This is a genomic window from Pseudomonas sp. 29 (assembly GCF_002754355.1).
GTDB lineage: Bacteria > Pseudomonadota > Gammaproteobacteria > Pseudomonadales > Pseudomonadaceae > Aquipseudomonas > Aquipseudomonas neuropathica.
The window spans coordinates 4,222,048-4,235,437 of record NZ_PEEY01000001.1 but is presented as its reverse complement, the minus strand read 5'-3'; the positions used below and the strand labels follow the sequence as shown (position 1 = coordinate 4,235,437).

The following is a 13,390-nucleotide window of genomic DNA, read 5'->3' as shown; positions in this document are numbered from 1 at the left end:
TCCCACAGTGGACCTGCAGTGACTGCAAATCTGGTGTCAGGCGCAAATCAAATGTGGGAGCGAGCTTGCTCGCGAAGGCGGCGCAATGGGCGCCACAGCAATCAGCGGCGGTTAGCCCAACGCTGACGCAACCACTCCAGATCTTCTGGCCGGGTCACCTTGAGGTTATCCGCCCGCCCTTCAATCAGTCGCGGCGCCAGGCCAGCCCACTCCATCGCCGAAGCTTCATCGGTAACCAGCGCATCCGCGACCAGACTGTCGGCCAACGCCCGATGCAACGCACCGAGGCGGAACATCTGCGGGGTGTACGCCTGCCAGATCACGCTGCGATCCACGGTTTCAACCACGCGCCCGTGCTTGTCGACCCGCTTCAACGTGTCGCGCGCAGGCACCGCGAGCAAACCACCGACCGGATCATCCGCCAGTTCATCGAGTAACTGGTCGAGATCTTCGCGACTCAGATTCGGCCGTGCCGCATCGTGCACCAGCACCCAATCTTCATCGTCGGCACCTTGCGCGTGCAGGTGCAGCAAAGCATTGAGCACCGAGCCGGAACGCTCCGCGCCGCCTTCAACGCGCTGAATGCGCGAGTCGCCCGCGCACGCCAGGTTCGGCCAATAAGGATCATCAACAGCAAGACTGACCACCAGCCCCTTGAGGCTTGGATGGTCGAGGAAACAGCCGAGGCTGTGTTCGAGAATTGTGCGCCCGCCCAGTTGCAGGTATTGCTTGGGACGGTCCGCGGCCATTCGGGCACCAATGCCCGCAGCAGGAATCACGGCCCAGAAGGCCGGCAGGGAATTGATCATTGGGCCAACTGGTAAAGGGTTTCGCCGTCCTTGACCATGCCCAGTTCGTGACGAGCCCGCTCTTCAACGGTCTCCATGCCCTTTTTCAACTCGCTGACTTCAGCGTCCATCACGCGATTGCGCTCCAGCAAACCTTCGTTCTCGGCGTGTTGATCAGCTATCTGCTGATTCAGCTCGGCGACTTGCGCCAGACTGCCATTGCCCACCCACAGGCGGTACTGCAAACCGGCCAGTAGCAAGAGCAAAACGAGAAACAACCAGTAAGGACTGCGCATCGAATATCAGGTATCCAGTGAAAAAAGACAGCCACGCCAAAACTTTGAAGCATCTGATAGCACGAAGCCTGGAAGACCCAGGCTTGTGCTGTTAAGGCATCAGATTAGTGGCAAATCCATCGCTGTCACGACTTTTTCGACACAATCCGGTGTCCTTCCATCGATTTGTACTTAGCCGCGGAACTCGCTGCGACCGTTGTACTTGGCCTTGCCATTCAACTGCTCTTCGATACGCAGCAGTTGGTTGTACTTGGAAACGCGGTCGGAACGGCACAGGGAACCGGTCTTGATCTGGCCAGCCGAGGTGCCCACAGCCAGGTCGGCAATGGTCGAATCTTCGGTTTCGCCCGAACGGTGCGAGATCACTGCGGTGTAACCGGCAGCCTTGGCCATCTGGATGGCTTCCAGGGTTTCGGTCAGGGTGCCGATCTGGTTGAACTTGATCAGGATCGAGTTGGCGATCTTTTTATCGATGCCTTCTTTCAGGATCTTGGTGTTGGTTACGAACAAGTCGTCGCCCACCAGTTGAGTCTTCTCGCCGATCTTGTCGGTGAGGATCTTCCAGCCAGCCCAGTCGGACTCGTCCAGACCGTCTTCGATCGAGATGATCGGATAACGTTCGGTCAGGCCTTTGAGGTAATCGGCGAAACCTTCAGCGGTGAACACCTGGCCTTCGCCGGACAGGTTGTACTTGCCGTCTTCGTAGAATTCGCTGGCCGCGCAGTCCAGGGCCAGGGTCACGTCGGTGCCCAGCTTGTAACCGGCGTTGGCCACTGCTTCGGAGATCACTTTCAGCGCGTCTTCGTTGGAGGCCAGGTTCGGTGCGAAACCGCCTTCGTCGCCAACGGCAGTGCTCAGGCCACGGGCCTTCAGCACAGCTTTGAGGTGATGGAAAATCTCGGTGCCCATGCGCAGACCTTCCGAGAAAGACTTGGCGCCAACCGGCTGTACCATGAATTCCTGGATGTCGACGTTGTTATCAGCGTGCTCGCCACCGTTGATGATGTTCATCATCGGCACCGGCATCGAGTAGACACCCGGAGTACCGTTGAGGTTAGCGATGTGTGCGTACAGCGGCAGGTCCTGGTCCTGCGCAGCAGCCTTGGCCGCAGCCAGGGACACGGCGAGGATGGCGTTGGCGCCCAGGGTTGCCTTGTTTTCGGTACCGTCGAGCTTGATCATCGCGTGATCCAGGGCTTTCTGGTCGCTTGGGTCGGTGCCCAGCAGCAGATCGCGGATCGGACCGTTGATGTTGGCTACCGCTTTGAGCACGCCCTTGCCCAGGTAACGGCTCTTGTCGCCATCACGCAGCTCGAGTGCTTCACGCGAGCCAGTGGATGCACCGGACGGCGCGCAAGCGCTGCCGATGATGCCGTTGTCGAGAAGCACGTCCGCTTCCACGGTGGGATTGCCACGGGAGTCGAGAACTTCACGACCTTTGATGTCGACGATTTTTGCCATTGTTGTAAACACTCCAAAGTTGACGAAAACGACGCAGCTAGAGGAAATCTTTTTACCGTCGGCAAGGGGTGTGCAGCGGGCAGGCTTGCAGACGATAACGCTCATGCCCGAGGGCATGAGCGACAAATCGTGCGGTACTTTACCGGAGAATTGAGGTTTACGCGGTTTCTACCGTCGGAAAACTCTTCACCAGTTCGTCCAAAGCCTTGAGCTGGGCCAGAAATGGCTCCAGTTTGTCCAGACGCAAGGCGCAAGGGCCATCGCATTTGGCGTTGTCCGGATCCGGATGCGCTTCGAGGAACAGACCTGCCAACGACTGGCTCATGCCCGCCTTGGCCAGATCCAGAACCTGGGCACGGCGACCGCCGGCGGAGTCGGCACGACCACCCGGCATTTGCAGCGCATGGGTCACGTCGAAGAATACCGGGTACTCGAACTGCTTCATGATGCCGAAGCCAAGCATGTCGACCACGAGGTTGTTGTAGCCGAAGCTCGAACCACGCTCGCAGAGGATCAATTGATCGTTACCCGCTTCCACGCACTTGTTCAGGATGTGTTTCATTTCCTGAGGCGCGAGGAACTGGGCTTTCTTGATGTTGATCACTGCATTGGTCTTGGCCATCGCGACGACCAGATCGGTCTGGCGCGACAGGAAGGCCGGCAGTTGAATGATGTCGCAGACCTCTGCGACGACCGCAGCCTGATCAGGCTCGTGGACGTCGGTGATGATCGGCACGCCAAAGGCTTGTTTGATGTCCTGGAAGATGCGCATGCCCTCTTCCAGGCCAGGACCGCGATAAGAGGTCACAGAAGAACGGTTAGCCTTGTCGAAACTGGCCTTGAACACGTAAGGGATACCGAGTTTTTCGGTGACCTTTACGTACTCTTCGCAAACCTGCATGGCCATGTCACGGCTTTCCAGCACGTTCATGCCGCCGAACAGCACCATGGGTTTGTCGTTGGCAATTTCGATGTCGCCGACGCGGATGATCTTCTGTGCCATCGGGGTTACGCCTTCTTCTGGTGTTGAGCCAACGCTGCTTTGACAAAACCGCTGAACAGCGGATGGCCATCACGTGGTGTCGAGGTGAACTCAGGGTGGAACTGGCAAGCGACGAACCATGGGTGATCGGCCGCTTCAACCACTTCAACCAGCGCCGCATCAGCGGAGCGACCGGAGATTTTCAGGCCCGCTTCGATCAGCTGTGGCAGCAGGTTGTTGTTCACTTCGTAACGGTGACGGTGACGCTCGACGATCACGTCCTTGCCGTAGCAGTCGTGGACCTTGGAACCGGCTTCAAGCAGGCAGTCCTGAGCGCCAAGGCGCATGGTGCCGCCCAGATCGGACGATTCGGTACGTACTTCAACGGCACCGGTCGCGTCTTCCCACTCGGTGATCAAACCGACCACCGGATGACCGCTGGCGCGATCGAACTCGGTGGAGTTGGCGTCTTTCCAGCCCATCACGTTACGGGCGAACTCGATGACCGCCACTTGCATGCCCAGGCAGATACCCAGGTATGGAACCTTGTTTTCGCGAGCGTACTGAACGGCAGTGATCTTGCCTTCCACGCCGCGCAGACCGAAGCCGCCCGGTACGAGGATCGCGTCGACACCTTCGAGCAGCGCAGTGCCCTGGTTTTCGATGTCTTCGGAATCGATGTAACGCAGGTTGACCTTGGTGCGGTTGCTGATGCCGGCGTGACTCATCGCTTCGATCAGCGACTTGTAGGCGTCCAGCAGCTCCATGTACTTGCCGACCATGGCGATGGTCACTTCGTGTTCCGGGTTCAGCTTGGCGTCAACCACGGCGTCCCACTCGGACAGATCCGCGCTGCCGCATTGCAAGCCGAAACGCTCAACGACGAAATCGTCCAGACCCTGCGAGTGCAGGATGCCCGGGATCTTGTAGATGGTGTCGGCGTCTTCCAGCGCGATCACCGCACGTTCTTCAACGTTGGTGAACTGAGCGATCTTGCGACGCGACGAGATGTCGATCGGGTGATCGGAACGGCACACCAGCACGTCTGGCTGCAGGCCGATCGAACGCAGTTCTTTGACCGAGTGCTGGGTTGGCTTGGTTTTGGTCTCGCCAGCGGTGGCGATGTACGGCACCAGTGTCAGGTGCATCAGCATCGCGCGCTTGGCGCCGACTTCGAAACGCAGTTGACGGATGGCTTCGAGGAACGGTTGCGACTCGATGTCACCGACGGTGCCACCGATTTCAACCATCGCCACGTCAGCGTCACCGGCACCCTTGATGATGCGGCGCTTGATTTCGTCGGTGATGTGCGGAATCACCTGGATGGTTGCACCCAGGTAGTCACCACGGCGCTCTTTGCGCAGCACGTGCTCGTAGACACGGCCGGTGGTGAAGTTGTTGTTCTGGGTCATGGTCGTGCGGATGAACCGCTCGTAGTGCCCCAGGTCCAGGTCGGTCTCGGCGCCGTCGTGGGTGACGAACACTTCACCGTGCTGGAACGGGCTCATGGTGCCCGGATCGACGTTGATGTACGGATCCAGCTTCAGCATGGTGACCTTAAGTCCCCGCGCCTCCAGGATGGCTGCCAATGAAGCCGATGCAATGCCTTTCCCCAATGAAGAAACAACACCGCCCGTGACGAATATGTAGCGCGTCATGAAAAACCCTAGAAGTCTGCGTTAAAGCGGTACGAGCCGCCGGGGAAAGCGAAGGAAGGCCGAAGCCCCCGATCACCTGCATTAATCACAGTGCACCTTTCAAAAAAACCGCCGCGTTGGGACAGACCGGCAGGTGAAACACCGGTACGTTGCTCGCTACACATTTTTTGGAATCGCCCAGCAAAGACTGCTTGGTAATCGGCAACTCCTGCAATTCAGGCGAATCCACAGAAGTTGTATCAAGAAGGGAGCGTAGTCTACCGGAATGCTCCTTTCAGCTCAAACCTTGATCTTCGTCTGTTGGCAGCCAATGCAATTTCCAGCCGTCCTGTGCATGACCATCAAGTCCCGGCAGGTTCGCCACCGCGAGCAATTCATCGCCGCGAAACAGCAGCGGCAATCTGCCACGCATGAAGCCCGGGACCGCGCGCTCATTGAGCAGGCGCTTGAGGTCACGGTGGCCGCGATCCGCCAGCTGCATGACTTCACCGCCCTGACGATAGGCAATGCGCAAAGGCCCGACGGGAGTCTGCCCGCTGAACGTGACATGTCCGTTATCGGCCAAGCGTAGCGCTGACGCCGGGCTCTGCCACTCGACGCCGATCATCGGCGTGCGTAGCCAGTGACCGCTGAGCCACCACAGACGACCGGCACTGCGGTGCAACTCGCCATCGGCCAGACGCCAGACCGGTGACGCATCAGGAGCGGCATCGCAAAGATCCGTCCAACCCGACCAATGGTCGGTGTCAGGCAGGCGCGTCAGCGGCTCAAGCCAGTGACTGAGGGCGTTTCGCTGGCGGGCGGCAGACAACGCCGCCAGCGGCGCCAACTCCAGCGACGGTAATCCCAGCCATTCGAAATCATGAGCGGTAGCGGCTTGCGTCAGATCGATCTGCGCCAATTCATCCAGCAACCCTTGGGCTTCACGCAGATGCGCGGCGCTGCGGGCCATGTTCGCCTGCGCTTGCGGCCAGCGCTCGCTCAGCACCGGCATAACCTGATGGCGCAGGTAATTGCGCGAGAACTGTCGATCCTGATTTGACGGGTCTTCGATCCAGCTTAACGAGTGAGCCTGTGCGTAACGTTCCAGCTCGGCTCGAGTGACATCCAGCAACGGGCGAATCAACATGCCCTGCCCCACTGGCCTTTGCTGCGGCATTCCCGACAATCCGCGCACTCCCGCTCCACGCAGCAGCCGGAACAGCAGTGTTTCCGCCTGATCATCACGGTGCTGACCAGTGATTAACGCCTCATTAGCTTGGGTCAGCGCACTGAACACGGCGTAACGCGCATCCCGCGCCGCCCGCTCCAGACTCGCGCCTGGTTGCACCGTCACATGCTCGATCAGCAACGGCACTCCCAGCGCATCACACACGGACTGGCAATGCTGCGGCCACGCGTCAGCCGCAGCCTGGAGGCCGTGGTGAATATGAATAGCGCTGAGTGGAGGGAGGGATTCGGATTTTGCGAGATAGGCGAGCAGATGCAGCAGAACAGTGGAATCGAGACCACCGGAGAATGCAATACGCCAATGAGTGGCGTTGCGCCAAGGCTCAAGGCTCAGTAATAACCGGGAAGGCAAATCAATCGAGAGCTGACTCATTTTTTTCACCTTCACCGAAACCAATGTGGGAGCGAGCTTGCTCGCGAAAGCGGTTCAACATTCAACATTTTCGTTGCCTGTTATAACGCCTTCGCGAGCAAGCTCGCTCCCACAGTGTTTTGCATTGTCAGCTGAATCGGCGTTCGATCAGAGACCGTAGCTCATCAGTCGATCATAACGGCGCTTCAGCAACGCTTCGTTATCGAACTTCTTCAGCATCGCCAGTTGCGAGCTCAGCTCGGCACGGATCGATGCAGCCGCAGCCGCCGGATCACGGTGCGCGCCGCCCAGAGGCTCGCCAATCACCTTGTCGACAATGCCCAGGCCTTTCAGACGCTCGGCAGTGATGCCCATTGCTTCAGCAGCATCCGGCGCTTTTTCGGCGGTTTTCCACAGAATCGAAGCGCAACCTTCCGGCGAGATTACCGCGTAGGTCGAGTACTGCAGCATGTTCAGCTGGTCGCAGACGCCAATGGCCAGTGCACCACCGGAACCACCCTCACCGATAACGGTGGCGATGATCGGGGTCTTCAGGCGCGACATCACGCGCAGGTTCCAGGCGATCGCTTCGCTCTGGTTACGCTCTTCAGCGTCGATGCCAGGATAGGCACCCGGGGTGTCGATGAAGGTCAGGATCGGCATTTTGAAACGCTCGGCCATCTCCATCAGACGGCAAGCCTTGCGGTAGCCTTCCGGACGCGGCATGCCGAAGTTACGGCGCACCTTCTCACGGACTTCACGACCCTTCTGGTGACCGATGATCATCACCGGCTGGTCTTCCAGACGGGCGATACCGCCAACGATGGCCGCGTCGTCAGAGAAGTGACGGTCACCGTGCAGTTCGTCGAACTCGGTGAAGATGTGCTCGATGTAGTCGAGGGTGTACGGGCGTTTCGGGTGACGCGCCAGGCGTGCGATCTGCCAGCTGGTCAGCTTGCCGAAGATGTCTTCGGTCAGCGTTTTGCTCTTGTCCTGCAGGCGGGAGATCTCATCGCCGATATTCAGCGAATTGTCATTACCGACCAAGCGCAACTCTTCGATCTTGGCTTGCAGGTCGGCGATCGGCTGTTCGAAATCTAGAAAATTCGGGTTCATAGGCGTCCGTCTTGGGTCGTGTCCCAAATGAGCTTGGGCCGGCCGGTTGTCTATTCGCGCCCTACCTTAAGGGAGAGGCGCGCTGAGGTCGAGATTAAAAATTCAGGTTGCGGGCAAGCGCCATGATGGCACTCGCCGGTCAACGGTATTGGAGGAAGACGTTGTCTCGCCCGAACTGGTCACGCAGGGCTTGAATCAACGCATCCGCCGGATCGATCCGCCAAGTCTCGCCGAACTGCAGCAAGGTCTTCGCATCCGGACTGGTGTACTCCATGGTGATCGGGCACGCGCCGCGATGACGCTTGAGCAAATCCCCCAACCAGCGTAGCTGATCGCCTTTCAGATCCTGGGTTTGCAGCTTCAGGCGCAGGCTTTCGGCGAGATTGGTGCGCGCGTCTTCCATGCTCATCACCCGCTTGACCCGCAGGCGCAGGCCACCGGAGAAGTCATCGTTGCTGACTTCGCCTTCGACCACCACCATCGCGTCGGTCTGCAACAACGACTGCGCAGAATGGAACGCATCGGCAAACAGCGACGCCTCAATCCGCCCCGAACGGTCGTCGAGGGTGATGAAACCCATCTTGTCGCCCTTCTTGTTCTTCATCACCCGCAGGGCAATGATCATCCCCGCCACGGTTTGCGTATCGCGCGCCGGCTTCAGGTCGATGATGCGCTGACGGGCGAAACGGCGGATCTCGCCTTCGTATTCGTCGATCGGGTGACCGGTCAGGTACAGGCCCAAGGTGTCTTTCTCACCTTTGAGGCGCTCCTTAAGCGTCAACTCCTTGGCCTTGCGGTGCGACGCATACACGTCGGCGTCTTCCTCGACAAACAGCCCGCCAAACAGGTCGGCGTGACCAGAGTCGTGGGTACGCGCGGTCTGCTCGGCCGCCTTGATCGCCTCTTCCATCGCTGCCAGCAGCACGGCGCGGTTGCGGTCGATGTTGGCCTGATAAGCCTTCTGTTCGTCATGGAAGTACGGCCCCAGACGATCTAGCGCACCGCTGCGGATCAAGCCGTCGAGGGTACGTTTGTTGATGCGCTTGAGGTCGACCCGCGCGCAGAAGTCGAACAGATCCTTGAACGGACCTTCCTGACGCGCCTCGGTGATCGCCTCAACCGGGCCTTCACCGACACCTTTGATCGCGCCGAGGCCGTAAACGATGCGGCCGTCGTCGTTCACCGTGAACTTGAACTCCGAAGTGTTCACGTCCGGCGCATCGAGGCGCAGCTTCATCGTGCGCACTTCCTCGATCAAGGTCACGACCTTGTCGGTGTTGTGCATGTCCGCCGACAGTACCGCAGCCATGAACGGCGCCGGGTAGTGGGCTTTCAGCCAGGCTGTCTGGTACGAGACCAGGCCGTAGGCGGCGGAGTGGGATTTGTTGAAGCCGTAACCGGCGAACTTTTCTACCAGGTCGAAAATGTTACCGGCAAGGTCGGCGTCGATGTTGTTGGTCGCGCAACCTTCAATGAAACCGCCGCGCTGCTTGGCCATTTCCTCGGGTTTTTTCTTACCCATCGCCCGACGGAGCATGTCCGCACCGCCGAGGGTGTAACCGGCCATGACCTGAGCAATCTGCATCACCTGTTCCTGATACAGGATGATGCCGTAAGTCGGTGCCAGAACAGGCTTCAACCCTTCGTACTGGTAATCCGAGTGCGGGTAGGCCAGTTCGGCGCGGCCGTGCTTACGGTTGATGAAGTCGTCCACCATGCCGGACTGCAGCGGGCCCGGACGGAACAGGGCCACCAGTGCGATCAGGTCTTCCAGGCAGTCGGGCTTGAGCTTTTTGATCAGCTCTTTCATGCCGCGCGATTCAAGCTGGAACACCGCGGTGGTTTCAGCTTTCTGCAACAACGAGTAGGTCGGTTTGTCGTCCAGCGGGATAAACGCGATATCCAGCGGCGGCTCGTTGACCTTGGCGCGGTCGCGGTTAATGGTTTTCAGCGCCCAGTCGATGATCGTCAGGGTCCGCAGACCGAGGAAGTCGAACTTCACCAGACCAGCCGCTTCAACGTCGTCCTTGTCGAACTGGGTCACCAGACCGTCACCGGCTTCATCGCAATAGATTGGCGAGAAGTCCGTCAGTTTGGTCGGCGCAATAACCACACCACCGGCGTGTTTACCAACGTTACGCACAACGCCTTCGAGCTTGCGCGCCATTTCCCAGATTTCCGCAGCTTCTTCATCAACCTTGATGAAGTCACGGAGGATTTCTTCCTGCTCGTAGGCTTTCTCCAGGGTCATGCCGACTTCGAACGGAATCATCTTCGACAGACGATCCGCCAGGCCGTAGGACTTACCCTGCACCCGCGCTACGTCACGCACCACCGCTTTTGCGGCCATGGAACCGAAAGTGATGATCTGGCTTACCGCGTTGCGGCCGTATTTTTCGGCCACATAATCGATAACGCGGTCGCGACCGTCCATGCAGAAGTCGACGTCGAAGTCGGGCATGGAGACCCGTTCCGGGTTAAGGAATCGTTCGAACAGCAGGTCGTATTCCAGCGGATCGAGGTCGGTGATCTTCTGTACATAAGCCACCAACGAACCGGCACCCGACCCACGGCCCGGACCTACCGGCACGCCGTTGTTCTTGGCCCACTGGATAAAGTCCATCACGATCAGGAAGTAACCGGGGAAACCCATCTGGATAATGATATCCAGCTCGAAATTCAGCCGGTCGACGTAGACCTGACGCTTGGCTTCGTAGTCTTCGGTGGTGTCCTTGGGCAGCAGCACCGACAAGCGTTCTTCCAGACCGTCGAAGGAGACTTTGCGGAAATACTCGTCGATGGTCATGCCATCGGGGATCGGGAAGTTGGGCAGGAAGTGAGTGCCCAGCTTCACTTCGATGTTGCAGCGCTTGGCGATCTCGACGGTGTTTTCGATGGCGTCGGGAATATCGCTGAACAGCTCGATCATTTCCTCGGCGCTTTTCAGGTATTGCTGATCGCTGTAATTCTTCGAGCGCCGCGGATCGTCGAGGGCACGGCCCTCACCGATGCACACGCGGGTTTCGTGGGCGGCGAAGTCTTCCTGCTTGATGAAACGCACATCGTTGGTCGCCACCAGCGGCGCGCCGAGCTTGTCGGCGAGTGCGACGGCACCGTGCAGCTGTTCTTCATCGTTAGGGCGATTGGTGCGCTGGATTTCCAGATAGAAACGATCCGGGAATACCGCCATCCATTCGCGCGCCAAGGCTTCAGCTTCAGCCGGGTTGCCGCCGATCATGGCCATGCCGATCTCGCCTTCTTTGGCGGCGGACAGCATGATCAGGCCTTCGTTGGCTTCAGCAACCCACTCGCGCTCGACGATGATCATTCCGTTGCGCTGGCCTTCGATGAAGCCGCGCGAGATCAACTCGGTGAGGTTGCGATAGCCCTTGGCGTTCATCACCAACAGGCTGAGCCGGCTCAGCGGTGCGTCCGGGTCCTTGTTCGACAGCCACAGGTCGGCGCCGCAGATCGGCTTGATGCCCGCGCCCATGGTGTTTTTGTAGAATTTGACCAGGGAACACATGTTGTTCTGGTCGGTGACCGCGACCGCCGGCATGTTCATGGCCGTCAGTGCCTTGACCAGCGGCTTGATCCGCACCAGCCCGTCGACCAGGGAGTATTCAGTGTGCAGGCGTAGATGAACGAATGAAGCCGGCATAGTGATCCTGTCCAGTTACATAGAGACAACAAGGCCCGGATTGTACCGGGCCTCGAACAAAACATCAGCCTTGCGACTAAACCTGCGTCAGACCTTCCAGCGCTTCGTAAGCCAGACGCACCGGGGCGAACGAGCGCCGGTGAATCGGCGTCGGGCCAAGACGCGACAAGGCTTCCAGATGAACGGGCGTCGGGTAGCCTTTATGGCCGCCGATGCCATAACCCGGATAGATCAATTCGAATGCCGCCATTTCGCGGTCGCGACTGACTTTGGCCAGAATCGACGCGGCAGCGATGGCTGGAACCTTGCCGTCGCCCTGCACCACCGCTTCGGCACGCATCGGCAGTTGCGGGCAGCGGTTGCCGTCGATCATCGCCAGTTTCGGCTGAATGTGCAGGCCGGCCACCGCGCGCTGCATGGCCAGCATGGTCGCGTGCAAGATGTTCAGCTCGTCGATTTCTTCCACTTCGGCGCGCGCAATACACCAGCTCAAGGACTTTTCGATGATTTCGTCGTAAAGCTTTTCGCGCTTGGCCTCAGTGAGTTTCTTCGAGTCGTTGAGACCGAGGATCGGCCGGTTCGGATCGAGGATCACCGCCGCCGTCACCACCGCACCGCACAACGGGCCACGACCGACTTCATCAACGCCGGCCACCAGCTCTTCAACTTCGGCGACCAGGGTGAAATCCAGGCCCATCTGCATGCTTGTCTTGCTCATCGCGTTTGACCGATCAGGTTAAGGACGGCGTCCGCCGCCTGATTGGAGGCATCCAGCCGCAACGTGCGGTGGATCTCGTCGAAACCACGGGTCTGTTCTTCGCCACCTTCGATCAGTGGCGACAGGGTCTGTGCCAACGCGTCGACTGTCGCATCATCCTGCAACAATTCCGGGACCAGCAGGCGCTGGGCCAGCAGGTTAGGCAAGGACACGTACGGGCTCTTGACCATGCGTTTGAGAATCCAGAACGTCAACGGCGCCAAGCGGTACGCCACCACCATCGGCCGCTTGTACAACAGCGCTTCGAGGGTCGCGGTGCCGGAGGCAATCAACACGGCATTGCACGCTGCCAGGGCCAGATGGGATTTGCCGTCGAGCAAGGTCACCGGCAGATCACGCCCGGCGAGCAGCTCTTCAAGTTGCGCGCGGCGTTCAGGGTTGGCGCACGGGATGACAAAGCGCAAACCCGGGTGCATCGCACGCAGACGTTCGGCGGTGTCGAGGAACAGCGCGCCCAGACGGGAGACTTCGCCGCCGCGACTGCCGGGCATCAACGCCACCAGCGGGCCGTCGGGCAGGCCCAGCTCGGCACGCGCCGCAGCGCGATCAGCTTCCAGCGGAATGGTATCGGCCAGCGTGTGGCCGACGAACCGCACCGGCACGCCCTTTTCTTCGTAAAATTTTGCTTCGAACGGCAGCAGCGTCAGCATCAGGTCGCAGCCTTCGCGAATCTTCAGCACACGCTTCTGCCGCCACGCCCACACCGACGGGCTGACGTAATGCACGGTCTTGATCCCGGCCTGACGCAGCTTGAGTTCGATATTGAGGTTGAAGTCCGGCGCGTCGATGCCGATGAACACATCCGGCTTCTCGGCGATCAGCGTCGCGATCAGGTCTTTGCGGCGCTTGAGCAATTCGCGCAAACGACCGAGGACTTCCACCAGGCCCATGACCGACAAGCGCTCCATGGGAAAGTAGGAAGTCAGGCCTTCAGCCTGCATCAACGGGCCACCGACGCCGATGAAATCGACCGCCGGATGCTGAGCCTTGAGCGCGCGCATGAGGCCGGCACCGAGAATGTCACCGGAAGCTTCACCCGCCACCAGCGCAATACGCAGATTGGCCATG

General features: G+C 59.4%; 10 protein-coding genes. All 10 read right to left on the bottom strand.

What is annotated here, in order from left to right; genetic code table 11:
• Positions 1–101: 101 nt before the first annotated feature.
• Entirely contained in the window at positions 102–809 is a 708-nt protein-coding gene (gene ispD / locus CLU80_RS19510; RefSeq protein WP_093436564.1) for a 2-C-methyl-D-erythritol 4-phosphate cytidylyltransferase, read from the bottom strand.
• Positions 806–1,084 (bottom strand): cell division protein FtsB, encoded by a 279-nt coding sequence (gene ftsB / locus CLU80_RS19505; protein ID WP_007908838.1) that lies wholly within the window; start codon positions 1,082–1,084, stop codon positions 806–808. The genes ispD and ftsB overlap by 4 nt, the downstream gene beginning before the upstream one ends.
• A gap of 171 nt (positions 1,085–1,255) precedes the next feature.
• The gene (eno, locus tag CLU80_RS19500; protein WP_093436567.1) at positions 1,256–2,545 is read right to left on the bottom strand and encodes a phosphopyruvate hydratase; all 1,290 of its coding nucleotides are present in this window, start codon (positions 2,543–2,545) and stop codon (positions 1,256–1,258) included.
• 157 nt (positions 2,546–2,702) lie between these two features.
• A complete protein-coding gene (kdsA, locus tag CLU80_RS19495) occupies positions 2,703–3,548 on the bottom strand; it encodes a 3-deoxy-8-phosphooctulonate synthase (protein ID WP_016985082.1) in 846 nt (281 codons plus the stop codon).
• 5 nt (positions 3,549–3,553) lie between these two features.
• Positions 3,554–5,185, bottom strand: coding sequence for a CTP synthase (gene pyrG / locus CLU80_RS19490; RefSeq protein ID WP_093436570.1), 1,632 nt, complete (start codon positions 5,183–5,185; stop codon positions 3,554–3,556).
• 274 nt (positions 5,186–5,459) lie between these two features.
• Positions 5,460–6,788 (bottom strand): tRNA lysidine(34) synthetase TilS, encoded by a 1,329-nt coding sequence (tilS, locus tag CLU80_RS19485; RefSeq protein ID WP_099758129.1) that lies wholly within the window; start codon positions 6,786–6,788, stop codon positions 5,460–5,462.
• A gap of 147 nt (positions 6,789–6,935) precedes the next feature.
• The gene (locus tag CLU80_RS19480; RefSeq protein WP_038357918.1) at positions 6,936–7,883 is read right to left on the bottom strand and encodes an acetyl-CoA carboxylase carboxyltransferase subunit alpha; all 948 of its coding nucleotides are present in this window, start codon (positions 7,881–7,883) and stop codon (positions 6,936–6,938) included.
• 139 nt (positions 7,884–8,022) lie between these two features.
• Positions 8,023–11,544 (bottom strand): DNA polymerase III subunit alpha, encoded by a 3,522-nt coding sequence (dnaE, locus tag CLU80_RS19475; protein WP_038357916.1) that lies wholly within the window; start codon positions 11,542–11,544, stop codon positions 8,023–8,025.
• Positions 11,545–11,620: 76 nt separating this feature from the next.
• Positions 11,621–12,247: a ribonuclease HII gene (gene rnhB, locus CLU80_RS19470; protein ID WP_093436573.1), complete on the bottom strand. Its 627-nt coding sequence runs from the start codon at positions 12,245–12,247 to the stop codon at positions 11,621–11,623.
• Between the two features lie 11 nt (positions 12,248–12,258).
• The gene (gene lpxB, locus CLU80_RS19465) at positions 12,259–13,389 is read right to left on the bottom strand and encodes a lipid-A-disaccharide synthase (RefSeq protein WP_099758128.1); all 1,131 of its coding nucleotides are present in this window, start codon (positions 13,387–13,389) and stop codon (positions 12,259–12,261) included.
• Between the last annotated feature and the right edge of the window lies 1 nt (position 13,390).

Bases quoted from the DNA above. Each gene is read 5' to 3' on its own strand.
- eno (WP_093436567.1), bottom strand. From the start codon at position 2,545: ATGGCAAAAATCGTCGACATCAAAGGTCGTGAAGTTCTCGACTCCCGT.
- pyrG (WP_093436570.1), bottom strand. From the start codon at position 5,185: ATGACGCGCTACATATTCGTCACGGGCGGTGTTGTTTCTTCATTGGGG.
- tilS (WP_099758129.1), bottom strand. From the start codon at position 6,788: ATGAGTCAGCTCTCGATTGATTTGCCTTCCCGGTTATTACTGAGCCTT.
- lpxB (WP_099758128.1), bottom strand. From the start codon at position 13,389: ATGGCCAATCTGCGTATTGCGCTGGTGGCGGGTGAAGCTTCCGGTGAC.
- kdsA (WP_016985082.1), bottom strand. From the start codon at position 3,548: ATGGCACAGAAGATCATCCGCGTCGGCGACATCGAAATTGCCAACGAC.
- rnhB (WP_093436573.1), bottom strand. From the start codon at position 12,247: ATGCAGATGGGCCTGGATTTCACCCTGGTCGCCGAAGTTGAAGAGCTG.
- ftsB (WP_007908838.1), bottom strand. From the start codon at position 1,084: ATGCGCAGTCCTTACTGGTTGTTTCTCGTTTTGCTCTTGCTACTGGCC.
- dnaE (WP_038357916.1), bottom strand. From the start codon at position 11,544: ATGCCGGCTTCATTCGTTCATCTACGCCTGCACACTGAATACTCCCTG.
- CLU80_RS19480 (WP_038357918.1), bottom strand. From the start codon at position 7,883: ATGAACCCGAATTTTCTAGATTTCGAACAGCCGATCGCCGACCTGCAA.
- ispD (WP_093436564.1), bottom strand. From the start codon at position 809: ATGATCAATTCCCTGCCGGCCTTCTGGGCCGTGATTCCTGCTGCGGGC.